The sequence below is a fragment of the Streptomyces sp. NPDC002324 genome (assembly GCF_053593335.1).
In genome coordinates this window covers 1-24,235 of sequence record NZ_JBSFCF010000021.1, presented here as the reverse complement: position 1 = coordinate 24,235, position 24,235 = coordinate 1, and the positions used below count along the sequence as shown (strand labels likewise).

Below are 24,235 nucleotides of genomic sequence, written 5' to 3'. Positions count from 1 at the left end.
CTCAGGGTTCTCAGGGACGGGATCGCCATGCCTCACATGACCGCCTTCGCCAGGAATCAGTGGTACGTCGCCGCCTACGCCGAGGAGGTCGGGCGGGAGCTGCTCGGACGGACCATCCTGGGCGAGCCGCTCGTGTTCTACCGGACCGAGGAGGAGGGGACGCCGGTGGCGCTGCACGACCGGTGTGTGCACCGCCGGTACCCGCTGTCGGAGAGCGGGCTGGACGGGGACCGGATCGTGTGCGGCTACCACGGGTTCACGTACGACACGACGGGCGCCTGTGTGTACGTGCCGGGGCAGAAGCGCATCCCGCGGACGGCGCGCGTGGCCTCGTACCCCGTGGTCGAGCAGGACTCGCTGATCTGGGTCTGGATAGGCGACCCGGCGCTCGCCGACCCGCAGACCATCCCGCGCGCCCGGCACCTGGCCGCCCCCGGCTGGACCACCGTGCGGGGCATGGAGCCGATCGACGCCGACTACGGTCTCCTCGTCGACAACCTGCTCGACCTGTCCCACGAGACCTATCTGCACGGCGGCTACATCGGCACCCCCGAGGTGGCCGAGACCCCGATCACGACCGAGGTCGACGAGGGCGCGGGCGTCGTGCGGGTGAGCCGGCACATGGACGACGCGGAGTGCCCGCCGTTCTACGCGAGGTCGACCGGCATCGAGGGCCGGATCACCCGCTGGCAGGACATCGAGTACTTCGCGCCCTGCCTGTACCTGCTGCACAGCCGGATCGCCCCCGTCGGCGTGCTCCCCGAGGCGGACGGCAGCGACCCGAACGGCTTCCACACCGAGATCACCTACGCGATCACCCCGTCCTCGGACGGCAAGGTGTACGACTTCTGGATGGTCTCGCGGGACTGGGCGACCGAGAGCGAGGAGGTCACCGAGTTCCTCAAGGGCAACAACCACACGGTCGTCATGCAGGACGTCGTCGCGCTGAACCTGCTCCAGGAGACGCTCGGCACCGAGCGCACCGGCTACCAGGAGCTGAGCATCAACATCGACACCGGTGGTCTGGCCGCCCGCCGTATCCTGGCCCGGCTGGTCGAGCAGGGCGAGAAGCCGGTGGAGAAGGTCCAGTGAGCACGCCGCCCACCTACCGGACCGGAGAGGTCTACCGCGTCGACTGGCTGCCGGGCACGGACATCCTGCACGGCACCTGTCACTGCGGGCGCGAGCACACCGCGCAGGACCCCATCGAGATGTGGGAGTGGATGCTCGCCCACCCCCAAGGACACGAGCCGCAAGGGACCACGTCATGACCCCGTCTCCCTCGTCGCCCGCGTACGAGGCCGAACTCGTCGTCGAGAGCCGGGAGTTCGCGGCCGACGGTGTGCTCGCCCTGACCCTGCGGCATCCGCTCGGCGAAGAACTCCCGGCCTGGGAGCCGGGCGCGCACATCGACGTGCTGCTGGGGCCGGAGCTGGAGCGGCAGTACTCACTGTGCGGTGACCCTGCGGACCGCGACGTCTGGCGGATCGGCGTCCTGCGCGAGCCCGACGGACGCGGCGGATCGGCCTACGTGCACACGGAGTTGGCGCGGGGCGACAAGGTCCGGGTGCGCGGGCCGCGCAACAACTTCGCCCTGGAGCCGGTGCCCCGCTACCGGTTCGTGGCCGGCGGCATCGGGATCACCCCCATCCTGCCGATGCTGGCGGCGGCCGAGGCGGCGGGCGCGGAGTGGACGCTGCTCTACGGCGGACGCAGCCGTGAATCCATGGCGTTCCAGCAGGAGTTGGGCGGATACGGAGACCGGGTCACCGTCGCCCCGCAGGACGAGACCGGGCTGCTCGACCTCGACTCCGTGCTGGACGGCCTGCCCGAGGACGCGCTCGTCTACTGCTGCGGGCCGGGCGCCCTGCTCGACGCGGTCGAGGCGCGGTGCCCGGGGAAGGCACTGCGCGTCGAGCGGTTCCGGCCGAAGGAGCAGGAGACGGGCCCCGACAGCGAGTTCGAGGTCGTGCTGGAGCGGACCGGGAAGACCGTCACGGTGCCGGTCGGGGTGTCCGTGCTCGACACCGTGCGGGCCGCCGGGGTCGAGGTCCTGTTCTCCTGCGCGGAGGGCACCTGCGGGACGTGCGAGACGGACGTCCTGGAGGGCACCCCCGACCACCGCGACTCGGTGCTGAGCGACGACGAGCGCGAGGCCGGGGAGACCATGCTCATCTGCGTGTCCCGGTGCCAGGGATCACGGCTGGTGCTCGACCTGTAGCGGTACGGTCCCGGCCCGCGCCCGGCCCGTGGCGGTCCCCGTCACGCACAGGTCGGCCTCGATCCGGGCGGCCGTGGCGAGCAGGTGGGGCAGCAGGTCCCGGCGCACCGACTCCACGGAGGTGCGGCCGGCGTGGACGGGGATGTTCACGCCGGCCACCACCTCGCCGTGCCGGTCGCGCACCGGGGCGGCCACCGACCGCAGCCCCTCCTCCAGTTCCTGGTCGACCACGGCGTACCCCTGGCGGCGCACCCGGCGCAGCTCGGTCCTGAGCCGGTCGGCGGAGGTGAGGGTGCGCCGGGTGAGGGGTCCGAGGTCGGCGCGGGCGAGGCGGGCGTCGGTCTCCTCGTCCGGCAGATGCGCGAGGAGCACCCGGCCGACGGAGGTGACGTGGGCCGGAAGGCGGGTGCCCACGGTGATCGTCGCCGTCATGATGCGGCGCACGCCGACCCTCGCCACGTACACGATGTCGTCGCGGTCGAGGACGCACAGCGAGGAGGACTCCCCGACCTGTGCGACCAGCCGTTCCAGATGGGGCACGGCGAGGTCGGGGAGGGTGACGCTCGACAGGTACGCGTAGCCGAGTTCGAGCACGCGCGGGGTGAGCCGGAACAGCCGGCCGTCGGTGTGGACGTAGCCGAGGTCGACGAGGGTGAGCAGGAAGCGGCGGGCGGCGGCCCGGGTCAGCTCGCAGGCCCGGGCGACCTCGCTCAGCGTCAGTGCGGGGTGCTCGGCGTCGAAGGCGCGGACGACCGCGAGGCCCCGCTCGAAGGACCGGACGAAGTGCGGCCGGCGGGCTGCGCCGAACCGGTCTCGATCGGGCATCGTCGCCTCCAGGAAGACGCACGGAAACCGCACGAACGCCACACGTGAACCGCACGAACACCGCACGGACACCACACGAACGAAGCTCGGCACCCGCGTACCGTTCGCACGACGGTGCGTGGTGCGCACGCTAGGAGCACACTTCCGCAACTGTCAACGGGCTTGCAGGGCAAGGGCATTGACCCGCAACCGATGGCGTTCTACGGTCCCGCTGAGCACTTCTGTGCGGTGTGCGCACAGCCTGTCGAGGAGCGTTCCCACCAGGGGGAGTCATGCGTCGTCTGCTCATCGGTCTCGCGGCCGGTTCCTTGTTCGTCACCGCGACGGCCTGCGGTTCCTCCGGGCCGGGCGGTGGGGACGCGGGGTCCGGGGGCACGACCACGCTCGAACTCGGCGTCATCCCCATCATCGACGTCGCGCCCCTGTACCTGGGCGAGAAGAAGGGCTTCTACAGCAAGCGCGGGCTCGAACTGGAGCCCACGCTCGCGCAGGGCGGGGCGGCGATCGTGCCCGGGGTCGTCTCCGGCCAGTTCGACTTCGGCTTCAGCAACATGACCTCTCTGCTGGTCGCCCGGTCCAAGAACGTGCCGGTGAAGGCCGTGGTGAACGGGGTCGCCTCGACCGGCAAGGCCGGCGCCGACTTCGCGGAGATCATGGTCGGGAAGGGCAGCCCGCTCAAGACCGCCAGCGACCTGGAGGGCAAGAAGGTCGCGGCCAACACCCTGGGCAACATCTGCGACACCTCGGTCAACGAGTCCGTCCGCAAGGACGGCGGCGACCCGTCCGAGGTGAAGTACGTGGAGATGCCGTTCGACCAGATGCCGGCCGCGCTCGCCAAGGGCCAGGTCGACGCGGCCTGCGTCGTGGAGCCGGCGCTGGCCGCCATCAAGTCCCAGGGCGGCACCGTGCTGGCCTCGAACTTCGTCGACGTGTCGCCGTACCTCACCGTGGCCATGTACTTCACCTCGAAGCAGTACGCCGCCGATAACCCGGAGACGGTGAAGAAGTTCCAGGAGGCCACGGCGGAGTCACTGGCCTACGCCGACGCGCACCCGGACGAGGTCCGCGACATCATCACCACGTACACGAAGATCCCGAAGAACCTGCTGGAGACGGTCGTCCTGCCCCACTGGCCCGCCGAGCCGGACCGCGCCTCCATCGAGCGGCTCGGCGAACTGGGGCAGAAGGACGGCCTGTTCGAGAAGACCCCGGACCTGGACGAGCTGCTGCCGTGAGGGGTGCCGACACGCTCCTCGGCGCGGCCGGGCTGACGGGGTTCCTCGCCCTGTGGGAGGCCCTCCCGCGGCTCGGCATCGTCGAGGACGAGTACCTCCCGCCGGTCAGCCGGGTCGCCGGCGCGCTGGCCGGCGAACTCACCGACACGGCGTTCTGGACGGCACTCGGTGACACCGTGACGGGCTGGGCGGTCGGGCTTCTGATCGCCGCGACCGCCGGGATCCTCACGGGGGTCGTCATCGCCGTCGTGCCGTATCTGCGGGAGGCGACGTCCTCCACGATCGAGTTCCTGCGCCCTATCCCCTCGGTCGCCCTCATCCCTCTCGCCGTCCTGCTGTACGGCAGCGAACTGCGGTCGGTGCTCCTGCTGGTGGTGTACGCGTCCTTCTGGCAGATCCTGATCCAGACCCTGTACGGCGTCCAGGACGTCGACCCGGTCGCCGAGGAGACGGCCCGCTCCTACGGCCTCGGCCCCTGGGCGCGGGTCCGGCACGTGCTGTGGCCCACCGCCCTGCCGTACGTCATGACGGGCCTGCGGCTGGCCGCCGCCGTGGCCCTCGTCCTGGCGGTGACGGCCGAACTGGTCATCGGGGCACCGGGATTGGGACAGCGCATCTCGGTCGCGCAGACCTCACAGGCGGTGCCGGAGATGTACGCCCTGGTCGTGGTCACCGGGCTGCTGGGGCTGCTGGTCAATGCGGGCGCCCGTACGGTGGAGCGGCGGGCGCTGGCCTGGCACCCGTCGGTGCGCGGGGAGGTGGCGGGGTGAGACGGCCGCTGCTGCGGCTGCTGTCCGTCGTCGCCCTCCCCCTCGTCCTGGTCACCGTCTGGTGGTTCGCCTCGTACGGCAGCACCGATGTGTTCCGGCCGCCCCTGCGCACGATCCTCGCCACCTTCCCGGACGTCTGGACGGCCGAGCGGGCGCGCGCCGACGTGCTGCCGAGCCTGCTGCGCCTGTCGGCCGGGTACGCGGTGGCGGCCGTCGTCGGCGTCGCGCTCGGCACGGTCATCGGCTCCTACCGCCGGGTGCGGTCGGTGTGCGAGCCGGTCCTGGAATTCCTGCGGGCCGTGCCGCCGCCCGTCCTCGTCCCGGTCATCACGCTGTTCGCGGGCATCGGCGACACGATGAAGATCGCCGTCATCGCGAGCGGCTGTGTGTGGCCGGTCCTGCTCAACACCGTCGAGGGCGTACGGGCGGTGGACCCGGTGCTGTCGGAGACGGCCCGGTCGTACGGCATCACGGGTGCGGCCCGGCTGCGGAACGTCGTCCTGCGCTCGGCGAGTCCGCAGATCTTCGCGGGGCTGCGGCAGGCGCTGTCGATCGGCGTCATCCTCATGGTCATCAGCGAGATGACCGCGTCCAGCGACGGACTGGGTTACACGATCGTCCAGTTCCAGCGCGGTTTCGCGATCCCCGACATGTGGACCGGCATTCTCGTCCTCGGTCTGCTCGGGTTCCTGCTGTCCGTCGTCTTCCGGCTGGTGGAACGGCGCGTGCTGGGCTGGTACCACGGTCTGCGCGCGTCCTCCCGGCGGTCCTGGTGAAACTGGAGAAGGGGCAGCCGGCGATGGACGCCTTGCTGGAAGTGGTGGGCCTGAAGAAGGTCTACGAGGGTTCCGGGCGCCGGGTGGAGGCGGTGCGGGACCTCACCTTCACCGTGGACGCCGGTGAACTGGTCTGTCTGGTGGGCCCGTCGGGCTGCGGCAAGACGACCCTGCTGAAATGCGTGGCCGGGCTGCTGGACCCGACCGCCGGTGAGGTCCGCCTCGGTGGACGGCCGGTGGACGGACCGCCGCCGGGCATGGCGGTCGTGTTCCAGGAGTACGGGCGCAGCCTGTTCCCCTGGATGCGGGTCCGCGACAACGTCGAACTGCCCCTGCGGCAGAAGAGATCGGGCAGGGCTCGGCGGCGGGAACTGGTCGACGACGCGCTCGCCTCCGTCGGTCTGTCCGACGCGGCGGGCGCGTACCCCTGGCAGCTGTCCGGCGGTATGCAGCAGCGGGTCGCCATCGCCCGCGCGCTGGCGTACGAGCCGGAAGTGCTGCTGATGGACGAGCCGTTCGCGGCGGTCGACGCCCAGACCCGGGCCGATCTGGAGGACCTCGTGCGGCGCCTGTGGCGGGAGCGGGGCGTCACGATCCTCTTCGTCACCCACGACATCGACGAGGCGGTCTATCTCGGTGAACGGGTCCTCGTCCTCTCCGCCTCCCCCACCGTCGTACGGGAACAGCTCAAGGTCGACCTGCCCGCCGACCGGGACCAGCTGCACACCCGGGTGGCACCCCGCTTCGCTGAGCTGCGGACCCATGTGTACGAGCAGATCCAGGCGGCGAAGCGGGGTGTCCCGCCGGCCCTGGACAAGGGGTGAGCGCGGGTGGAGGGGTTGTCCTCCGGCGCCGTCGGCGACCTGAACGCCGGCGGCGCCGGAGGGGGTGCGGCTCACCGCTCGGGAGAGGGCACCACACTCAGATGGCTCGTGGCGGCGTGCCGGGGGCGGCGCGTCCTGCGCAGCGGGTCGGCCGGACGGCCCACCTCGCGCAGAACAAGGGTCATGCGGTGGTAGCCCATGTCGCGCAGGGTGTCCGGGGTCTCGCCGACGACGCGGCAGACGGTGGCGCCCCAGCGCGGGTCCGGGTGGACGACGTGGCGTACGGCGCCGTCGTGGCGCATGGCCGCCGGGCCGACCGCGCGGAGCCAGTGCGGGAGTCCGTGGCGGTAGGCGGCGTCCATGATCGGGTCCTGGGCGATCTCCCGGCGGACGGCCTGCAGGCCCCGGTCCTGGGGGTGGTGCTCCACCGCGGCGGCGAAATGGGCGAGCATCGGCAGGCACCAGCCGGCCTCGTGGTCGCCGAGGACCGTGGCGGCGTCGGGGTGGAAGAGCACGAAGCGGAGGAAGTTGTCACCCGGCATGGCCGTCGGGTGCGGCCCCACGCCGTTGAAGAGGGCCCGGAACGCGGCGTTGGCCAGAACGACGTCCCAGCGGTGGTCGAGGACGACGGACGGGAACAGGACGGAATCCAGCAGCACGGCGTAGTCCTGGAGGTACGCCTGTGCTTCCTGGGCTTCGAGAGTGTCGGGGACGGGCCGCGGTACCCACCGCTCCCCTCCTGCCTGAAACGCCATCGGGAGGTCACCCCTCTTGCCTATGCGGCCTTCACGCGGCGCCTTGATCCTGGTGCCCCGGTCGGATCGGTGTCAACTATCGTGGCATTCGGCGACGGTTGACGGCTGAATCTCGCCACAGTTGTGGCGAGACCTGGATGTGAGTTCGACAAAACCGCTAGTCTCCCCGCAGTTCACGGTGTACTTGCCGGGACCAGGGTCTCGCGCCAGGCTTGGATCCACGGATTCCGCAGTACCGCGAAATTGGCCTGAGAGAGACGTAGGAGATCTGTCGGTGACGGATGGCTTCGAGGTTCCGGACGCCGCGGCGACGGTTCTGCTGCCGGCCGTCGTGGCCCGTGTCACCGCGCTGGCGGACAAGCTGCGCGTACGCCACACGGAGGTCTTCGACACCCGACGGCTCTCGGTCGCCTCGGGCGTGCCGGAGGCCGTGGTGAAGGCCCTGCTGAGCGGACAGCGCGCCGGTGAACCCGACGTCCAGGCCCGCTTTCTGCAGCGCCTGGACCTGCTGCGACGCACCCGTCTCAAGCCGGGCGGCCGCAAGTACACCCAGCAGGAGATCGCCGACGGCGCGGGGATGTCCCGTCAGCAGGCGGGCGCCCTGATCAACGGGGACCGGCGGCCCACGATGGAGCACTGCGACGCCATCCAGCGCTTCTTCAGGGTGCACGCCGGTTTCCTCACCGCCGAGGACCCCGAGGCGCTGGCGAGCGCCCTGATGCGGACCGAGCAGGAGCTTCTCCAGCAGCTCGCCGACCGCGAACGCGCGGCGGCCGAGGCCGCGGACGACCCGTTGCAGCGGCTGCTGCAGAACCACGGGGTGCGCTCCATCGCCTGGCGGGCGGCCCAGCTGCCCACCGACCAGCACCGCGACAAGGTGGCGGAGTGGCTGGACATGCTGCTGGAGAGCGTCAAGCGGCCCGAGTCCTGACCGGGGGAGATCTGTGGGCATCGGAAAGGAAATGCGCCGTCTGTGCGGCGAGTTGGTCGGCGAACTCACCCTGCCGGCACCGGCGGACCCCGCCGATCTCTACAGCGCCCTGTGCGACGCCATGAGCAGGCGCCGCGGCCGCCCGGTCCGGTACCGCACGGCCGTCTTCCCACCGGGCACGGCCAGCGGGCTGTGGCTGGACATGGCCGAACAGGACCTGGTCGTCATCGAGGAACGCACCGCGCCCGACCACCAGTTGGTGATTCTCGGCCACGAGTTGTGGCACATGCAGGCCGGGCACTGTGGCCGGCACGTGGAGGGCACCACGGTCGCCGCCCGCTTACTGAGCCAGGACGCCGATCTGCGGGCGACCGTGCTGAAGGTCGCCGCGCGTACGCGTTTCGACCTGACGGACGAGCAGGACGCCGAGAGCTTCGGACTGCTGCTGGCGAGCAAGTGCCGTGCCTGGCTCGCCGGTTCGGCGATGCGCGGGCCCGTGCGCCGCGATCACCTGGCCGGCCGCATCGGGGCCTCGCTGGGCTACCGCGGGCCGCAGGGCTGAGCGGCCGGAAACGCCGAGACGTCACGACGCGAAGACGCAGAGACACCGAGAACATGGACGGGTCCAGCTACTACCTTCCGGCCATCGCGATGGCGATCGCCCTGGCCTCGAAGACGCCCGCGCTGCTGCGGAACTGGGGCGACCCCCTGATCAGGTCCGTGTGCGCGCTGATGACGCTGGCCACCCTCGTCTTCTGCTTCGCCGCGCCGCCGACGATCAGCGAGGTCAACCGCGTCACCGGCGTCACGAACGTCTCGGCGGCCGTCGTGTACTTCCTGCTGAGCGCGTTCAGCGGCTCCTGCCTGGTGCTGATCACCAACTGGCGGGGCGGCCCGCCCGAGACGACCCGCCGCCTCTCGCACCGCTGGATCGCCGGGTACGGCGCGGTGTGCGCGGCGATCGTGCTGTTGTTCGTGCTCGGCGACGCCCCCGTGGAGCGCGTGCGGGACTTCGACACGTACTACGCCGGCACGCCGTTCATGCGCGAGATGATCGTGCTGTACCTGGCCGGGTTCACCGTCGCGGGTGTCGCGATGAACGTCATGTGCTGGCGCTGGGCGCTGCAGGTGCGTGGCTGGCTGCGCGCCGGACTGCTGATCATCGCGTTCGGTTTCCTGCTGAACGTACCGTTCGCGGCGGTCAAGCTGATCGCCGTGGCCGCCCGCTGGCAGGGCGGAGACCTGGACTACCTGAGCACGTACGTCGCCCCCGTGCTGTCGTCCGTCGGCGCGCAGGTCTGTGCGGTCGGTTTCTGTCTGCCCCTGGCCGGGGAGCGCCTCGGCGACTCCTGGACCATCTGGTCGACGTACCGTCGGCTCGGCCCGCTGTGGCGGGAGTTGCGTCCCGTCTGGGCCCAGGCGAGCCACGAGGTGCGGATCTCCTGGTGGGCGCCCGCCCGGCTGCAGATGACGCAGCGGGAGTCCGACATCCACGACGGCATGCTCAGCCTGTACCCGTACTTCGACGCCGGGGTCCGCGCCAAGGCGTACGACGCCGCCGTCGCGGCGGGTTCCGAGCCCGCTCAGGCGCGGGCGGAGGCCGACGCGGCGATGGTGACGGCGGCGGTCCGGGCCAGGGAGCACGACCCGGAGGGCCGGGTCATCAGCTCCGCCACGGCCGAGGCCGCCGTCCCGCCCACCGAGAACCCCCGTGACCTCGTACGGATGTCCATCGCCCTGCGTCAGTCACCCGTCGTAGCGGCCGCCCGTGAATGGGCCGCCGCGACCAGGTCAGAGAGCGACTTCCATGAGCGAACCCGTTAGCGGCCCGCGCGACACCGCGGTCACGACATCCCGGCGTGCCGTCGTCGTCGGCGCGGGCCTGGCCGGCCTGCTGGCCGCCGCCGCGCTGCGCGACCACGCCGACGTCACCGTCGTCGAACGCGACACGCTGCCCGAGGAGCCCGGCCCTCGCCGGGGCGTGCCCCAGGCCCGGCACGCCCATCTGCTGTGGTCCGGCGGGGCCCGCGCGATGGAGGAGCTGCTGCCGGGGGTCACGGACGCCTGGCTGGCGGCCGGTGCCCGGCGCATCCCGCTGCCGACCGGTCTGGTCTCCCTGTCGCCCCAGGGCTGGCTGCGCCGCTGGCCCGAGATGGAGTTCATGATCGCGTGCAGCCGCGATCTGCTGGAGTCGGTCGTCCGCGCCCGGCTGCTCGCCGGGCCCCGGGTCACCCTTCTCGACCGCACCGAGATCCTGGGGCTGGAGGGCGACGCCTCCCGGGTGACGGGGCTGCGGGTCCGTTCCGCCGACGGCGAGGGGCGGGTCCTCGCCGCCGATCTGGTCGTGGACGCCTCCGGACGCGGTTCGCGGGGCTCCGCCTGGCTCGACTCCCTCGGGGTCGCGCCGGCGCCGATGGAGGAGGTCGACTCCGGGCTCGTGTACGCCAGCCGGGTCTTCCGGGCGCCGGCGGGCACCGAGGAGTACCCGGTGGTCAATGTGCAGCCGGACGGCTCGCAGCCGGTACCGGGGCGCAGCGCCACCCTCGTGCCCATCGAGGGCGGGCGCTGGCTGGTGACGCTGTCGGGCACCCGGGGCGGTCAACCGACCACCCGTGCGGAGGAGTTCGAGGCGTTCGCGCGGGACGTCAGGCACCCGGTCGTGGGCGAGCTGATCGCCCGCGCCGAGCCGCTGACGGACGTCGTGGTCACCCGCAGCACGATCAACCGGCGGCGCTTCTTCGAGAAGGTGTCCGGCTGGCCCGACGGTTTCGTCGCGATCGGTGACTCGGTCGCCACGTACAACCCGATATACGGCCACGGCATGTCCGTCGCCGCCCAGAGCGCCCTGGCACTGCGGGAACGGGTCGCCGCGCACGGTCTGACGGCGCCCGGACTCGCCCGCCGGGCCCAGAAGGCCGTGGCGGTGCCGGTGTCCCTGGCCTGGGACCTGGCCACCGGCACCGACATCCGTTACCCGGAGGCCATCGGCAAGCGGCCGAACGCCGTGCAACGACTCTTCGGCCGTTATGTGGACCGGCTGGCGCGGACCGCGCTCGGCCGGCCGCTGGTCTTCAAGGCGTATCTCGGTGTGGTCACCCTCAGCGCACCGATCGGTGCCCTCGTCAGGCCGGAGGTCCTCCTGGCGGTGCTGCGCGGTCCGGTCAGATCCCCGTTGACGGAACCGCCGCTGACGGAGCATGAGCGGCAGACGGTGCTGGGGACGGCTCCGCGGTAGCCCCGGGCGACTTCAGCGCGCGGGAGAACGGGATTGTCAGTGGGGGACGGCAAGCTGGGAGTGTGCCACCCGTACGCCGGGGCGGGCACGCAGTTTCGCCGATCCGACCAGGGGAGAGCCGTTCGATGCCGACCGCCGTACTGACCGACCGCGAGCGCGCCGCCGTACAGGCCTATCTACGGCTGCTGGGGACCGTACGAGCAGCGTTCGACGGGCCCGGGGGGACACGCCGACCACCCGTCGTGCCGCCCGCCGTGCTCGCCGAGGCGGAGCAGGCGCTGACGGCGGCGGGACTCGCGGGCAACGAGGAGGATTTCTTCCGGCTGTTGCGGAGCTGGTGCCCGGAGGTCTGAGGCGTGCGGCGGCGGTCCGCCGGGGCCCGGCGGACCGTCGCCGTCGCCCCTAGGGCCCTTGGTGGCTCGTCAGATACAGCGCGGCGACCTGGTCCACCAGCTGCCGCAGGGACCGCAGAGAGGCCGGGTCGCCGTCCAGTCGGTCCAGCACCCGGTGTGCCTCGTCGCGGAACGCCGCGAGGTCCTTCTCGTAGTGGCGGAGCACGACGGGGTCGAGCAGCAGTGCCCGCAGTTCGGTGCGCGCCTGTGCGGAACCGCGGGCGGCGCGCACGAGTTCCGCGAGCCGGCCCCGTGCCGAGGGGGGTGTCTCCCGCACCGCGCAGGTGAGGAGATAGGTGACCGTGCCGTTGCGCAGGTCCTCGTCGCGGCCGGAGAGAAGGTCCTCCTGGTCGTTGAACAGCTGCCAGAGAACGCCGAAGGCGTTGCCGAACTCCCGCCACTGCTCGGTCCGTTCGGTGTCCGCGCCCGAGAGGATCGCGGCCATCGCCGTGATCATTCCGAACGGGACACCGGACTTGCCGCGACAGACGGCGACGACCGCTTCGGGAGAGGCGTGTTCCAGGTCGCCGCGCAGATCCCGCAACTGCCCCTCCACGGCGGCGAACCAGCAGTCGACGATCTCGGCGGTGAGGGCGTTGCGCACCGCGTGCGGGAGCGGCTGGGCCTGGACGATCCGCAGGGGGAGGGCCTGTCCGGTGAGGACGGCCGCCAACAGCGCCTCGTCGGTGCCGAGTCCGGCGGGAGGGCGCCCCTGGTGGCTGTCGGCCAGGTCGTCGAGGTAGCAGGCGGAGGTCCACCACAGGACGTGGACGGCCGACAGCGGGATCGCCGGTTCCGGGGCGCCGGTCTCGGCGGCGTGCACGAGGAGCGGGAGGAGGCAGAGCGGGTAGGTCATCCGCTGGTGGACCAGCAGCCCGGATATGGCCGTTCGTACGGCCGTGGACGAAGACCCGAGATGCTCCAGGGCCGCCGCGATCTCCGCGTCGACGGCCGACGAGACCCGTCTGTGCAGGTCCGCGCAGGCAAGGACGATCACCCGGCGTCCCGGGCCTCGCCGGAGCGGGATCCCGCGGCGAAGGGCGCCGTGGAACGGGGAACCGACACGGCCGTCGCCACCAGTCCCCGCCGGACCGTCCAGCGTCCGTCGAAGGCGTCGACCCGTCGGCCGTCCACCACCGGTCCCGGCACGAGGAGTGCGGCGCGCAGCGCGCCGGAGCGGCCGCCGGGTTCGACGGAGATCTCGATGTCGGCCTCCGAGAAGTCCAGCCACCGCCCGGTGAGCGGGAACCACGCCTTGTAGACGGACTCCTTGGCACTGAAGAGCAGCCGGTCCCAGTGGACCGTGGGGTCGCCGGCCGTCAGATGCCCCAGCCGGGTCTCCTCGGCGGGGAGCGCGATCGCCGCCAGGACGCCCTCGGGCAGGGCACCGTGCGGCTCGGCGTCGATACCGAGGGAGGCGAGGTCGTCCTGACGGACCAGAGCGGCGGCCGCGTACCCCTCGCAGTGGGTCATGCTGCCGGTGAGCCCGTCCGGCCAGACGGGGGCGCCCCGTTCGCCGGGCACGAGGGCCCGCGGCGCCACGCCCAGCTTCTCCATGGCCCGCCGGGCGCAGGCGCGGACGACGGTGAACTCGCGGCGCCGCTTCGCCACCGCGCGCGCCACGACCGCCTCCTCCTCGGGGTACAGCTCGATCCCCTCGACGGCCGCGTCCGTGTCAGGGGCGTACGCCTCCACGGCCACGACCGCTCCCGGGAGCAGTTCCTCGATCACCGGCTTCGACCTCCATCGGCAGAATGCGGCGCAGCCTGCCGGGCGGTCCCGGACGCGGCCGCCACTCGCGGGGGTAACCCACGGACACCTCTTCGAAGCGGACCCCGTCCAGCCAGGTGGTCCGCGGGATGTGCAGATGACCGTAGACCATGACCTCGACGCGGAAGCGGCGGTGCCAGTCGGCGGTCAGTCCGGTGCCGCACCACATGGCGAACTCGGGGTGGTGCAGCACGTCCATGGGGTGCCGGTCCAGCGGGTAGTGGTTGACCAGCACCGTCGGCAGGCCGGGCGGCAGTTCGGCGAGTCTGCGTTCGGTCTCGGCGACCCGGGCGCGGCACCAGTCCTCGCGGCTCGGGTACGGGTCGGGGTGCAGCAGGTGCTCGTCGGTGCAGACGATGCCGGTGCCGTGCGCGTACGCCAGGCCCTCGTCCTTCGTCGCGCAGCCCTCGGGCAGGAACGAGTAGTCGTACAGAAGGAACAGCGGGGCGATCACCGCCGGGCCGCCCGGTCCCTCCCAGAGGGGGTAGGGGTCCTCCGGAGTGACGACACCCAGTTCCCGGCAGAGGGCGACCAGGTGCTCGTACCGCTCGACGCCCCGGTACGGAACGCTCTCGCCGGGGTGGGTCCACAGTTCGTGGTTGCCCGGCGCCCAGACGACCTTGGCGAAGCGGCCGGCCAGTGTCTCCAGGGCCCAGCGGATGTCGGCGACGCTCTCGGAGACGTCACCCGCCACCAGGAGCCAGTCGTCGTCGGTCTCGGGGCGCATCCGCTCGACCAGGGCGCGATTCTCGGGATAGCCGATGTGCAGATCGCTGATGGCCAGCAGATTTCCGTGCCGGCCGGCATTCGAGTCCACCCGTTCTCCCTTCCGGACACCGAACATCAACACGAGAACACACGGGCGCGTCGGCGGACAAGACCGACCTGCCGGGCCGTCCGTCCCGCGTCCCGGAGAGCCCGCCGCGCGAGGATTAACACGCGCGTGACAGAAACCTGGGCCCCGGTGGCCGTATGATCCCTCCTACACCACCGCCACGCCCTCTCTTTCGCGTACGGCGGTTCGGCGTACCTCCATCCCCCCTGGCCGGGCACGGCCTGCTCCGCCGTGCCCGCGAACCCCTGAAAGGCGGCCTGCATGGTCTCTCGCGTACGCGTCTGGCTCAACCGCACGTACGCGGAGAACGTCTTCTTCATGGATCAGCTGCGGCATAATCCGCACGCTCGTCCGGTGGACATCCATGCCACGCACGGTGACGCCGACTCCCCCGTGCTGGCCGCCGCCGACACCGCCGACCTGGAGCCCGAGGGCCTCTCCCCCGCCGCGTACGTCGAGTACGCGCTCGACCAGTGCGCCAAGCGCGGCATCGACGTGTTCGTGCCCCGGCTGCACCAGGCGACCCTGGCCGCGCACCGCGAGGAGTTCGCGGCCGTCGGCACGGTCCTGCTGGCGCCGACCGCCGGGGCCATCGAGGTCTTCGAGGACAAGGTGACCGCGTACGAGGCGGTCCGGACGCACGGGGTTCCGGTGCCGCCGTGGTTCCGGGTGACGAACGCCGACGAACTCGTCGCGGCGGTGGACGAGTTGGAGGACGCCGGGCACCGGGCCTGCTTCAAGCCGGCGTCCGGAGCGGGTGGTGTCGGCTTCCGGGTCGTCTCGCGCGCCCCCTTCTCGCTCTCCCAGCTCAGCGGTTTCCCGAGCCCGTACGTGCAGCTCGACATGGTCGTGGAGGCCCTGCGGGCGGCCGAGGAGCCCGTGGACTGGATGGTGATGCCGCGTCTGGAGCAGCCGGAGGTGTCCGTCGACTGCCTCACCGGTCCCGACGGACGGGTGCGGATGTCCGTGGGCCGCACGAAGAACGGGCGGCGTCGTGGGTTCAGCCAGAACCCCGCGTGGATCGAGCCCGCGCGGCGGATCGCGGAGGGGTTCGGACTGCACTACCTGACGAACATCCAGTTCCGGATGTTCGGCGACGAGCCGGTGCTGATGGACGTCAACACGCGTCCGGCGGGCGGGCTGCACCAGCTCGCGCTGTGCGGCATCAACGCGCCCTGGGCCGCTGTGCAGTTGGCGCTCGGCGAGGAAACCGGGGACATGCTGCCGACGCGGCTGGGGCAGGACTACACGGTGGTGTCGGGGACGCGGCCGGTACGTCCGGTCGTGCTGCCGCACCAGGTCGAGACGCCGGTCGCCGTGACGCTGCCCGAGCCGGAGTCCGTGGAGGCGCGACCGCTCGCCGTGGGAGCACCGGTCGCCTGCAAGCCGTCCGCGGACCGGCCGCTGGCGGTCTGAGGACCGGGGGCCCGTTCGCGGGTGCGGGTCAGGTGGGGGCTTCTCGCGCAGTTCCCCGCGCCCCCAAAAACCCAGGCCCTGCGGGCCTGAAAAGCACGCCCCCTGCTTTTCAGGGGCGCGGGGACTGCGCGAGAAGCCCCACGCACCCGCACCCGCCCTCCCGCGTGAAAGCCCCCTGCGCTCGGCGAACACGGCCGCGGCGGACGAGATGTCCGCCGCGGCCCCGCTCAGCACCCCCTGGAAAGATCGGTCACCGCTCCCCCACCGCCAGCCGCAGCGTCTGCACCTCGAACGGGCGCAGGGTCACCGGGACGCCGTTCCCCTCCGTGGCCGCCTCGGACAGGGGACGTTCGAGGAGGTCGGTGATCTGGGCCCCGGCGAGCGGGAAGCCGGTGCGCAGGACGCCCCGGGCCCGGCCGCCGCTCGACTCGTAGATCCGGACCACCACGTCGCCGGACGCGTCGTCGGCGAGCTTGACCGCCTCGACGGTCACACCGTCGCCGTCGACGGAGACCACCGGCGCGGGGGCGCCCGCCGCGTCGGCGACGCGCAGCGGCAGGTTGAGGGCGTAGCCCTCGGCGACCGCGTCCTCGATGGTCGCGCCGGGGAGCAGGGAGTACGTGATGCGGTGCTTGCCCTGGTCGGCCTCGGGGTCCGGGATGCGCGGGGCGCGGACCAGGCTGAGGCGGACCGTGGTGGTCGTACCGCCGTCCTCGCGGACCGTGCGGGTGACGTCGTGGCCGTAGGTGGAGTCGTTGATCACCGCCACGCCGTAGCCGGGCTCGCCGACGTGCACCCAGCGGTGGCCGGAGACCTCGAAGCGGGCCGCCTCCCAGCTGGTGTTGGTGTGGGTGGGGCGCTGGATGTGGCCGAACTGGATCTCGGCGGAGGAGTGCGGCGCGCGGACGTCGATCGGGAAGCCGGCCTTGAGAAACTTCTCGGCCTCGTGCCAGTCGATGTCCGTCTCGAAGTCGATCCGGCGGCTGCCGGCGCGCAGGGTGATCGTCTGGGTGATGCGGGAGCCCTTGCCGAACGAGCGCTCCACGCGGACCGCGCCGAGCAGCGGGTCCTCCTCGACGACGGTCACCGAGTCGGCGTCCAGCAGGTCCGTGTAGCGGTTGCGGTAGTGCTTGTCGACGTCCCAGGCGTCCCAGTAGTTCGGGAGGTCGGTGTGCAGGCGGAGCAGGTTGCCCGTGTCGCCGAGCACCTCGCGGTCGGCGACCAGGTCGCGGACCGAGGCGAGGGTGCCGTCCTCGGCGATCTCGACCCGGACCAGACCGTTGTCGAGGACGCGGCCGGAGACGGTGACGGAGTGCGGGGCTTCGGCGGCGGTCAGCGGCGCGCTGCCGCCCGCGGGCACCTCGACGTACACCGGCGCGCCCGCGGCCGTGCGGACCACCTCGGCCCGGTCGCGCGGGCTGGTGTTGAAGACGCGCGCGTCGCCCGCGCCGAGTGCCGTGACCGCCTCGGCCGTCAGCTCCTCCAGTTCCTTCGCCACCCGCGCGTACTCGGCCTCCGCCTCGCGGTGGACCCAGGCGATCGAGGAGCCCGGCAGGATGTCGTGGAACTGGTGGAGGAGGACCGTCTTCCAGAGGCGGTCGAGCTTCTCGTACGGGTAGGAGTAGCCGGGCGCGTGCAGCGCGGCCGTCGTCGCCCACAGCTCCGCCTCGCGCAGTTTGTGCTCGCTGCGGCGGTTGCCCTGCTTGGTGCGGGCCTGGGAGGTGTAGGTGGCGCGGTGGAGTTCGAGGTACAGCTCGCCGTTCCAGACGGGGGCGTCCTCGTACTCGGCGCGGGCCTTGGCGAAGAACTCGTCGGGGTGTTCGACGACGACCTTCGGTGAGCCCTCCAGGTCCGCGAGGCGACGGGCGCGCTCCATGATCTCGCGGGTGGGGCCGCCACCGCCGTCGCCCCAGCCGAAGGGGGCCAGCGAGCGCGTACCGCCGCCCTTCTCCTGGTAGTTGCGGACCGCTCGGTCCATCTCCTCGCCGCTGAAGCGGGCGTTGTAGGTGTCGACCGGCGGGAAGTGGGTGAAGATGCGGGTGCCGTCGATGCCCTCCCACCAGAAGGTGTGGTGGGGGAACCTGTTGGTCTGGTTCCAGGAGATCTTCTGGGTGAGGAACCAGTCGTTGCCGGCGAGCTTGGCGAGCTGCGGGTAGGAGGCGTTGTAGCCGAAGGAGTCCGGCAGCCAGACGCCCTTGGTCTCGATGCCGAAGTGCTCGATGAAGAACCGCTTGCCGTGGACGAGCTGGCGGGCGATGGCCTCGCCGCCGGGCAGGTTGCCGTCGGACTCGACCCACATGCCGCCGACCGGCACCCACTGGCCCTTGTCGACGGCCTTCTTGATCCGCTCCCACACCTGCGGGTAGTTGTCGCGCACCCATTCGTACTGCACGGCCTGGGAGCAGGCGAAGATGAAGTCCTCGTACTCGTCGGCGAGCGCGGTGACGTTGGAGAAGGTGCGGGAGGTCTTGCGCTTGGTCTCGCGGATGGGCCAGAGCCAGGCGGAGTCGATGTGGGCGTGGCCGACGCCGGAGATGGTGTGGGCGCTGGCGTGGGCGGGCTTGGCGAGGACCGGGGCGAGGATCTCGCGGACGGCGGTCGCGCTGCCGGAGACGTCGTCGAGGTCGACGGCGTCCATGGCCCGGTCCAGGGTGTGCAGGATCTCGTGGCGGCGGGGCTCGTGCTCGCCGAGGTGGACCATCAGCTCGCGCAGCACCTGGAGGTCCAGGTCGAGGTGGAACACCTCCTCGTCGAGAACGGCGATGTCGGCGCGCCGGAAGGTGTAGAGGGGCTTGTCGCCGGCGGTGAGGATGTCGCCGAGCGGCGTGATCCTGGAGAAGTTGTCGGCGAGGATGTCGGGGTTGGAGGCCGCCTCGACCAGGTAGTCGATCGTCTCGCCGCCGCGTACGGGGTTGCCGATCGGTACGTACTGGTTGAGCGGGTTGACCGCCTTCAGCGGGGTGCCGTCGGCGAGGTGGACCAGGGCCTCGGCCTGGTTGCCGGGCCAGTCGCCGACGAAGCCGAGGTCGACGACCGCCTCGACGCGGCGGCCCGCCCACTCGGCGGGGACCTGTCCGCGCATCCGGAACCAGGTGGTGCCCCACGGCGGGCCCCAGGGGGTGTCCATCGCGAAGGGGGTGTACGAGGCGGCCGCGGCCTCCTCGAAGGGGACGGGCTCGCCCGGGGCCTGCCAGGCCTCGACCTCGAAGGGCACGGAGGCCGCGTAGATCGCGGGCTTGATGCGCTGGGTGTGGACGCGCTCGACGCGTTCCTCGATCCGGTGGCGTTCGTCATGCATGGGAGGTCTCCAGAGAGGGCGGAGCGGTGAGCAGAGGTCGGAGGAAGGAGCCCGCACACGGGCAGTAAGCGCTTTCCGGGCGGGAGCCTACTTCAGGTACGCAAGGCCAGGGTGCACCGCCGTGTAGCCCTCGACCAGGCGGCGGGCGACGTTCACCGAGTCGACCAGCGGATGCAGCGCGAAGGCCTTCACCGCCGTCGTACGGGAACGCGACTCGGCGGCGGCGAGGACCTCGCGTTCGACGGCCTTGACCGCGCAGACCAGGCCGGTGGCGTGGTCGGGCAGCGGGGACACGGCGACCGGGTGGGCGCCGTTGGCGTCGACCAGGCAGGGCACCTCGATGACGGCCTCGGTGTCGAGGGCGGAGAGGGTGCCCTTGTTGCGGACGTTGAGGATGAGGGTGGTGCGCTCGTCGCGGGCGATGGCCCGCATCAGGGCGAGGGCGACCTTCTCGTAGCCGCCGGAGAGGTCGTCGGCGTCGCGTTCGCCGGCGCCGGCCGTCTCCCGGTTCTCCGACATGTAGGTGGCCTCGCGCTCGGCGCGGGTGCGGTCCCAGGCCTTGAGCGCGTGGGCGTCGGGGCGCCGCATCTCCTCGTAGAAGTGGGCCTGCTGGTCCTTGAGGAAGGCGCCGCGGGTCTTGTCGACCGCCTGGTAGGCGCGGACGGCCTCGCGGTTGAAGTAGTAGTAGTGGAGATACTCGTTCGGGATGGCGCCGAGGGACTGGAGCCAGTCGACGCCGAACAGCTTGCCCTCCTCGAAGGAGCCGAGCAGGTCGCGGTCGGCGAGCAGACGCGGGAGTTCGTCGCGGCCGGCGATGTGCAGGCCGCGGACCCAGCCGAGGTGGTTGAGGCCGACGTAGTCGATCCACGCCTCAGCCGGGTTCACGGCGCCGAGGACGCGGGCGATCCGGCGGCCGAGGCCGACCGGTGAGTCGCAGATGCCGATGACGCGGTCGCCCAGGTGCCGGGACATGGCCTCGGTGACCAGGCCCGCCGGGTTGGTGAAGTTGATGACCCAGGCGTCGGGGGCGAGACGGGCCACGCGGCGGGCGATGTCCACGGCGACCGGGACCGTGCGCAGGCCGTAGGCGATGCCGCCGGCGCCGACGGTCTCCTGGCCGAGGACGCCCTCGGCCAGGGCGATCCGCTCGTCGTTCGCGCGGCCCTCCAGGCCGCCGACGCGGATCGCGGAGAAGATGAAGTCGGCGCCGGTGAGGGCCTCGTCGAGGTCGGTGGTGGCGGTCACCTCGGGGGCGTCGGGTACGTCGGCGGCCTGCTCGGCGAGGACGCGGGTGACGGCGGAGAGCCGCTCGGCGTCCAGGTCGTGCAGGACGACACGGGTGACCCGGCCCTCGGCGCGGTCCCCGAGGAGCGCCCCGTACACGAGGGGCACCCGGAATCCTCCGCCGCCCAGAATCGTCAGCTTCACGCAACTACCACCTTTGCCGATCGTGCTTGTGTCCCGGCCGTCCGGCCGCCGCGCGCGCTCCGTCCGACACGTGTCAGCCGTCGCCGCCCGGCGGCCGTGCGGGCGGTCATACGGTGACCACTTCGACCCCCGCGTCCTCGAACGACGACCGTGTGCCCGGGTCGAGGGACCCGTTGGTCACGAGCACGTCGAGTTCCCCGGGGCCGCAGACCCGCGCCATCCCCGTACCGGGGAACTTCGCGGAGTCGGCGAGCAGGACGACCTTGTCACCTGCCCTGATCATCGCGCGTTTGACCGGGACCTCGACGACGGTCGTGTCCATCACCTGCCCGCCGGGGCGCACTCCGCTCGTGCCGAGGAACAGCCAGTCGGCATGCAGCTGCCGGAGGTTGTCCTCGGTGAGGAAGCCGACGAGGGAACGGTACTCACGGCGGACCATGCCGCCGAGCAGGACCAGTTCGATGCCCTCGTCGTCGGCCAGCTCCTCGTAGACCACCAGGTTGCTGGTGATGACGGTGAGGCGGCGGCCGTGCAGCTGCCGGGCCAGGCGGTAGGCGGTGGTCCCGATGTCGAGGAGCACGGACTGGCCGTCGCGGACCATCGCGGCGGCCTGCGCCGCTATCGCGTCCTTCTCGGCCACCCGCACCTCGGCGACCTCGGCGAAGGGCTGGTCGCCCTCGTCCACGACCGCGCCGCCGTGCACCCGGGTGAGCAGCCCCTCCTCCTCCAGCCTGACGAGGTCACGCCGGATGGTGGCGGGGCTCACACCGAGCTGTTCGGACAAGTCGGTGACGGCCGCCGGGCCCCCTGATCGCAGGGCCCGCAGGATGAGTTGGTGTCTACGCTCTGCCAGCACGCGCTGAACAGTACTCGTCATTCCCAATCATTTCTATGCTCACTTCTGCTCGACTCTTGCCAAACCTCTCGGAGGCGCGCACGATCTGTGCACCGAAATTGAAGACTTTTGAAGAGTGATCTTCGAACGTCTCGACGAGAGGGTGCACGCGTGGACGACGACCGGCCCGATGTGCTGCTGACCGGGCTGCTCTTCTACGACCTCGTGCTCACGGGGCTGGGAAAACCGCCCACCCCCGGCGAGGAGATCTGGACCGGCGGCATGGGCTGCGGTCCGGGCGGCATCGCCAACCTCGCGGTGGCCGCCGCCCGTTTCGGCCTGCGGACCTCCCTGGCCACGGTCTTCGGCTACGACTACTACGGCGGGTACTGCCGTGACGTCCTCGCCGGCCAGGAGAACGTCGACCTCTCCCTCTCGCGCACCGCCGACGGCTGGCACACCCCCGTCACCGTCTCCCTCGCGCACGGTCACGACCGGGCCCTGGTCACCCACGGTCAGGAACCGCCGTACTCGCAGGACGTGTTGATGGGCGACCCGCCCGAGTCGCGCACGGCGCTCGTGCACATCGAGGCCGAGCCCCGCGCATGGCTCGCCAAGGCCGCCGCGAACGGCACGCACATCTACGCGGACGTCGGCTGGGACCCCACCCAGCGCTGGTCCCGCGACCTGCTCGACCAACTCGCCCTGTGCCACGCCTTCCTCCCCAACGAGAGAGAGGCGATGGCGTACACCCGCACCGACAGCGCGGCCGCCGCGCTCGGCACGCTGAGCGAGCTGGTGCCGGTGGCCGTCGTCACCCGCGGCGGCGAGGGAGCGGTCGCGGTGGACCAGACGACCGGGGAGTACGCGGAGGTCCCGGCCCTGGACGTCGACGTGCTCGACGCGACGGGCGCCGGTGACGTCTTCGGAGCGAGCTTCGTCGCCGCCTCCCTCGGCGGCTGGCCCCTGGCGGAGCGGCTGCGGTTCGCCGTCCTGTCCGCCGGGCTGTCCGTCGGCCACCACGGCGGAGGCCTGGCGGCGCCCGGCTGGTACGGCGTCGACCGCTGGTGGCGCTCGCTGACCGACCCCAGCCTGAAGAAGGCCTACGGCTTCCTCACGGACCGTATCCCCGCCGACGTCGGCCCACCGGTGCGTCACGCCCCGGTCACCCCGCCCGCGCGGCCCCACCGACCCCACGCACCAAAGCCCTGAAGTACCACGAACAGGAACAAACAGGAGTGACCCGTGGACCTTTCTCGTAGAGGCTTCCTCCAGGCTGCCGTGTTCACCGCGGCGGCCTCCGGACTGACCGTCGCCTGTGGCGGCGACTCGGAATCCGGCGGCACCAAGAACGGCAAGAGCCTCACCATGTGGTACTGGGGCGGAGCCCTCAGCGACAAGGTGGTCGCCGAGGCCAAGACGCACTTCAAGAGCCAGATCAAGCTGACCAGTTCCTCCATCGGCGGCGACTTCAAGCAGAAGCTCACCACCACCCTCGCGGCCGGCGGCTCCTCCGTGCCGGACATCACCGGCATCAAGGGCGAGGACATCGCCTCCTTCCTGCCCAACGCCGACCGTTTCCTCGACCTGAACGACCTGGGCTTCAAGAAGCTCTCCTCGCAGTACCTGGAGTGGAAGACCAAGCTCGCCCAGACCGAGGACGGCAAGCAGATCGGCTTCCCGATCGACATCGGCCCCACCGCGCTCTTCTACCGCGCGGACCAGTTCGAGAAGGCGGGGCTGCCCAGCGACCCGGCCAAGGTCGCGGCCGAGGCCAAGACCTGGGACGACTACTTCGCGCTCGGCACCGAGCTGAAGAAGGCGCTGCCCGGCACCTTCCTCATCAACAACATGGGCTCGGTCTTCAGCATCGCGGTCGGCCAGGGCACCAAGCGGTTCATCGACCAGGACAACCACTTCATCGGCGACCAGGACCACATCCGCGCCGCATGGGACCACGCGATCCGCGCCTACACGCTCGGCCTCGACGCCAAGATCAACGACCAGAGCTGGAACGCGGCCGTCGGCAAGACCCTGACCACCGAGGTCGGCGCGGCCTGGCACGCGCTGGACATCGAGTCGGCGGCGCCGAACACCAAGGGCAAGTGGCGGGTCACCGCGACCCCGGGCGGGCCGGCCAACCAGGGCGGCTCCTACCTGACCCTGCCCAAGCAGTGCCGGAACCCCGAAGAGGCGTTCAAGATCATCAGCTGGATCCTGAGCCCGGACAACAACGCCAAGAGCTTCACCGACGCCGCCATCTTCCCCGCCTCCCCCGAGACGTACGCGATGCCGGCCATGACCGGCCCCGACGCCTTCTTCGGCGGACAGAAGATCATCGAGGTCTTCGGCCCGGCCGCCGAGGCCATCCCCGTGAGCTACGAGGCACCCGCCGACTCGGCGGTCATGGCCCCCTTCATGGCCGAGCTGACCAGCATCGAGGCCAAGGGCAAGAAGCCCGACGACGCCTGGAAGGACGCGGTCTCCCAGGCCAAGCAGATCGCCAGGCGGCAGGGGGTGAAGTGAGGTGACGTCACCTCCGGTCACCGGCCCCGCCACGGTGCCGAGGCACCGTGGCGGGCCGGGCCCCGCCCGCGTCCGCCCGCGGCGCCCCCCAACGGAAGAGCACACCGCTGAACACCAGTCACCCCGACCCAAATCGCGTATGGCGTCGTGGGGGTGTAAAGGG

The 24,235-nt window shown here is 71.5% G+C and carries 23 protein-coding genes; 15 read left to right on the top strand and 8 right to left on the bottom strand.

The window, feature by feature from the left end:
- The first annotated feature begins 27 nt into the window (after window positions 1–27).
- The 3 genes from ACWCRJ_RS25505 to ACWCRJ_RS25495 are packed head-to-tail and all read left to right on the top strand — an operon-like array spanning window position 28 to window position 2,221.
- Entirely contained in the window at window positions 28–1,092 is a 1,065-nt protein-coding gene (locus ACWCRJ_RS25505; RefSeq protein WP_450941461.1) for a Rieske 2Fe-2S domain-containing protein, read from the top strand.
- Window positions 1,089–1,271 carry a hypothetical protein gene (locus ACWCRJ_RS25500; RefSeq protein WP_450941460.1) on the top strand — a complete coding sequence of 61 codons (183 nt, stop codon included), beginning with the start codon at window positions 1,089–1,091 and terminating at the stop codon, window positions 1,269–1,271. The genes ACWCRJ_RS25505 and ACWCRJ_RS25500 overlap by 4 nt, the downstream gene beginning before the upstream one ends.
- Window positions 1,268–2,221, top strand: coding sequence for a PDR/VanB family oxidoreductase (locus ACWCRJ_RS25495; protein WP_450941459.1), 954 nt, complete (start codon window positions 1,268–1,270; stop codon window positions 2,219–2,221). The genes ACWCRJ_RS25500 and ACWCRJ_RS25495 overlap by 4 nt, the downstream gene beginning before the upstream one ends.
- Here ACWCRJ_RS25495 and ACWCRJ_RS25490 read toward each other — a convergent pair.
- On the bottom strand, window positions 2,198–3,046 hold the full coding sequence (locus tag ACWCRJ_RS25490; protein WP_450941458.1) for an IclR family transcriptional regulator domain-containing protein: 849 nt from the start codon (window positions 3,044–3,046) through the stop codon (window positions 2,198–2,200). The two genes, ACWCRJ_RS25495 and ACWCRJ_RS25490, sit on opposite strands and share 24 nt — an antisense overlap.
- A 272-nt stretch (window positions 3,047–3,318) precedes the next feature.
- Here ACWCRJ_RS25490 and ACWCRJ_RS25485 point away from each other — a divergent pair, with 272 nt between their 5' ends.
- Genes ACWCRJ_RS25485 through ACWCRJ_RS25470 form a run of 4 tightly spaced genes read left to right on the top strand, consistent with a single transcriptional unit; the run spans window position 3,319 to window position 6,651 of the window.
- Window positions 3,319–4,281 (top strand): ABC transporter substrate-binding protein, encoded by a 963-nt coding sequence (locus tag ACWCRJ_RS25485; protein ID WP_450941457.1) that lies wholly within the window; start codon window positions 3,319–3,321, stop codon window positions 4,279–4,281.
- Window positions 4,278–5,051 carry an ABC transporter permease gene (locus ACWCRJ_RS25480; protein WP_450941456.1) on the top strand — a complete coding sequence of 258 codons (774 nt, stop codon included), beginning with the start codon at window positions 4,278–4,280 and terminating at the stop codon, window positions 5,049–5,051. Before ACWCRJ_RS25485 ends, ACWCRJ_RS25480 begins: the two co-directional genes overlap by 4 nt.
- Complete coding sequence (locus tag ACWCRJ_RS25475) at window positions 5,048–5,827, top strand: ABC transporter permease (protein ID WP_450941455.1); 780 nt, start codon at window positions 5,048–5,050, stop codon at window positions 5,825–5,827. The genes ACWCRJ_RS25480 and ACWCRJ_RS25475 overlap by 4 nt, the downstream gene beginning before the upstream one ends.
- Window positions 5,828–5,850: 23 nt before the next feature.
- The gene (locus tag ACWCRJ_RS25470) at window positions 5,851–6,651 is read left to right on the top strand and encodes an ABC transporter ATP-binding protein (protein WP_450941454.1); all 801 of its coding nucleotides are present in this window, start codon (window positions 5,851–5,853) and stop codon (window positions 6,649–6,651) included.
- Window positions 6,652–6,722: 71 nt separating this feature from the next.
- On the opposite strand, the gene ACWCRJ_RS25465 is transcribed toward ACWCRJ_RS25470, so the two are convergent.
- Window positions 6,723–7,406: an MmyB family transcriptional regulator gene (locus ACWCRJ_RS25465; protein ID WP_450941453.1), complete on the bottom strand. Its 684-nt coding sequence runs from the start codon at window positions 7,404–7,406 to the stop codon at window positions 6,723–6,725.
- A gap of 274 nt (window positions 7,407–7,680) precedes the next feature.
- Here ACWCRJ_RS25465 and ACWCRJ_RS25460 point away from each other — a divergent pair, with 274 nt between their 5' ends.
- The 5 genes from ACWCRJ_RS25460 to ACWCRJ_RS25440 all read left to right on the top strand — a co-directional run bounded on the left by ACWCRJ_RS25460 (window position 7,681) and on the right by ACWCRJ_RS25440 (window position 11,925).
- Window positions 7,681–8,337 (top strand): helix-turn-helix domain-containing protein, encoded by a 657-nt coding sequence (locus tag ACWCRJ_RS25460; RefSeq protein ID WP_318811083.1) that lies wholly within the window; start codon window positions 7,681–7,683, stop codon window positions 8,335–8,337.
- A gap of 31 nt (window positions 8,338–8,368) precedes the next feature.
- The gene (locus ACWCRJ_RS25455) at window positions 8,369–8,899 is read left to right on the top strand and encodes a toxin-antitoxin system, toxin component (protein ID WP_450941452.1); all 531 of its coding nucleotides are present in this window, start codon (window positions 8,369–8,371) and stop codon (window positions 8,897–8,899) included.
- Between the two features lie 53 nt (window positions 8,900–8,952).
- Complete coding sequence (locus ACWCRJ_RS25450) at window positions 8,953–10,161, top strand: MAB_1171c family putative transporter (RefSeq protein ID WP_450941451.1); 1,209 nt, start codon at window positions 8,953–8,955, stop codon at window positions 10,159–10,161.
- Window positions 10,145–11,572: an FAD-dependent monooxygenase gene (locus tag ACWCRJ_RS25445; protein WP_450941450.1), complete on the top strand. Its 1,428-nt coding sequence runs from the start codon at window positions 10,145–10,147 to the stop codon at window positions 11,570–11,572. Before ACWCRJ_RS25450 ends, ACWCRJ_RS25445 begins: the two co-directional genes overlap by 17 nt.
- 125 nt (window positions 11,573–11,697) lie before the next feature.
- Entirely contained in the window at window positions 11,698–11,925 is a 228-nt protein-coding gene (locus tag ACWCRJ_RS25440) for a hypothetical protein (RefSeq protein ID WP_450941449.1), read from the top strand.
- A 49-nt stretch (window positions 11,926–11,974) separates the two neighbouring features.
- Here the strand turns inward: ACWCRJ_RS25440 and ACWCRJ_RS25435 are convergent, their stop codons facing one another.
- From ACWCRJ_RS25435 to ACWCRJ_RS25425, 3 genes are read right to left on the bottom strand one after another with little or no spacing between them, the layout of a single operon-like run.
- The gene (locus tag ACWCRJ_RS25435) at window positions 11,975–12,961 is read right to left on the bottom strand and encodes a polyprenyl synthetase family protein (protein WP_450941448.1); all 987 of its coding nucleotides are present in this window, start codon (window positions 12,959–12,961) and stop codon (window positions 11,975–11,977) included.
- The gene (locus ACWCRJ_RS25430) at window positions 12,958–13,695 is read right to left on the bottom strand and encodes a 4'-phosphopantetheinyl transferase family protein (RefSeq protein ID WP_450941447.1); all 738 of its coding nucleotides are present in this window, start codon (window positions 13,693–13,695) and stop codon (window positions 12,958–12,960) included. The genes ACWCRJ_RS25435 and ACWCRJ_RS25430 overlap by 4 nt, the downstream gene beginning before the upstream one ends.
- Window positions 13,640–14,551, bottom strand: coding sequence for a metallophosphoesterase family protein (locus ACWCRJ_RS25425; RefSeq protein WP_450941446.1), 912 nt, complete (start codon window positions 14,549–14,551; stop codon window positions 13,640–13,642). Before ACWCRJ_RS25425 ends, ACWCRJ_RS25430 begins: the two co-directional genes overlap by 56 nt.
- 279 nt (window positions 14,552–14,830) lie before the next feature.
- Between ACWCRJ_RS25425 and ACWCRJ_RS25420 the strand changes: the two genes are divergently transcribed.
- Window positions 14,831–15,985, top strand: coding sequence for an ATP-grasp domain-containing protein (locus tag ACWCRJ_RS25420; protein ID WP_450941445.1), 1,155 nt, complete (start codon window positions 14,831–14,833; stop codon window positions 15,983–15,985).
- Window positions 15,986–16,235: 250 nt separating this feature from the next.
- Here the strand turns inward: ACWCRJ_RS25420 and ACWCRJ_RS25415 are convergent, their stop codons facing one another.
- The 3 genes from ACWCRJ_RS25415 to ACWCRJ_RS25405 all read right to left on the bottom strand — a co-directional run bounded on the left by ACWCRJ_RS25415 (window position 16,236) and on the right by ACWCRJ_RS25405 (window position 21,567).
- Window positions 16,236–19,283 (bottom strand): alpha-mannosidase, encoded by a 3,048-nt coding sequence (locus tag ACWCRJ_RS25415; protein ID WP_450941444.1) that lies wholly within the window; start codon window positions 19,281–19,283, stop codon window positions 16,236–16,238.
- Between the two features lie 87 nt (window positions 19,284–19,370).
- Window positions 19,371–20,711, bottom strand: coding sequence for a 6-phospho-beta-glucosidase (locus ACWCRJ_RS25410; protein WP_450941443.1), 1,341 nt, complete (start codon window positions 20,709–20,711; stop codon window positions 19,371–19,373).
- 106 nt (window positions 20,712–20,817) lie between these two features.
- Complete coding sequence (locus tag ACWCRJ_RS25405; RefSeq protein WP_450941442.1) at window positions 20,818–21,567, bottom strand: DeoR/GlpR family DNA-binding transcription regulator; 750 nt, start codon at window positions 21,565–21,567, stop codon at window positions 20,818–20,820.
- 150 nt (window positions 21,568–21,717) lie between these two features.
- Here ACWCRJ_RS25405 and ACWCRJ_RS25400 point away from each other — a divergent pair, with 150 nt between their 5' ends.
- Together ACWCRJ_RS25400 and ACWCRJ_RS25395 are read left to right on the top strand one after the other, a co-directional pair.
- The gene (locus ACWCRJ_RS25400) at window positions 21,718–22,758 is read left to right on the top strand and encodes a carbohydrate kinase family protein (protein WP_450941441.1); all 1,041 of its coding nucleotides are present in this window, start codon (window positions 21,718–21,720) and stop codon (window positions 22,756–22,758) included.
- A 33-nt stretch (window positions 22,759–22,791) separates the two neighbouring features.
- A complete protein-coding gene (locus ACWCRJ_RS25395) occupies window positions 22,792–24,072 on the top strand; it encodes an ABC transporter substrate-binding protein (RefSeq protein ID WP_450941440.1) in 1,281 nt (426 codons plus the stop codon).
- Window positions 24,073–24,235: the final 163 nt, after the last annotated feature.

Bases quoted from the DNA above. Each gene is read 5' to 3' on its own strand.
- ACWCRJ_RS25505 (WP_450941461.1), top strand. From the start codon at position 28: ATGCCTCACATGACCGCCTTCGCCAGGAATCAGTGGTACGTCGCCGCC.
- ACWCRJ_RS25495 (WP_450941459.1), top strand. From the start codon at position 1,268: ATGACCCCGTCTCCCTCGTCGCCCGCGTACGAGGCCGAACTCGTCGTC.
- ACWCRJ_RS25490 (WP_450941458.1), bottom strand. From the start codon at position 3,046: ATGCCCGATCGAGACCGGTTCGGCGCAGCCCGCCGGCCGCACTTCGTC.
- ACWCRJ_RS25485 (WP_450941457.1), top strand. From the start codon at position 3,319: ATGCGTCGTCTGCTCATCGGTCTCGCGGCCGGTTCCTTGTTCGTCACC.
- ACWCRJ_RS25470 (WP_450941454.1), top strand. From the start codon at position 5,851: ATGGACGCCTTGCTGGAAGTGGTGGGCCTGAAGAAGGTCTACGAGGGT.
- ACWCRJ_RS25465 (WP_450941453.1), bottom strand. From the start codon at position 7,406: ATGGCGTTTCAGGCAGGAGGGGAGCGGTGGGTACCGCGGCCCGTCCCC.
- ACWCRJ_RS25455 (WP_450941452.1), top strand. From the start codon at position 8,369: ATGCGCCGTCTGTGCGGCGAGTTGGTCGGCGAACTCACCCTGCCGGCA.
- ACWCRJ_RS25450 (WP_450941451.1), top strand. From the start codon at position 8,953: ATGGACGGGTCCAGCTACTACCTTCCGGCCATCGCGATGGCGATCGCC.
- ACWCRJ_RS25445 (WP_450941450.1), top strand. From the start codon at position 10,145: ATGAGCGAACCCGTTAGCGGCCCGCGCGACACCGCGGTCACGACATCC.
- ACWCRJ_RS25440 (WP_450941449.1), top strand. From the start codon at position 11,698: ATGCCGACCGCCGTACTGACCGACCGCGAGCGCGCCGCCGTACAGGCC.
- ACWCRJ_RS25420 (WP_450941445.1), top strand. From the start codon at position 14,831: ATGGTCTCTCGCGTACGCGTCTGGCTCAACCGCACGTACGCGGAGAAC.
- ACWCRJ_RS25415 (WP_450941444.1), bottom strand. From the start codon at position 19,283: ATGCATGACGAACGCCACCGGATCGAGGAACGCGTCGAGCGCGTCCAC.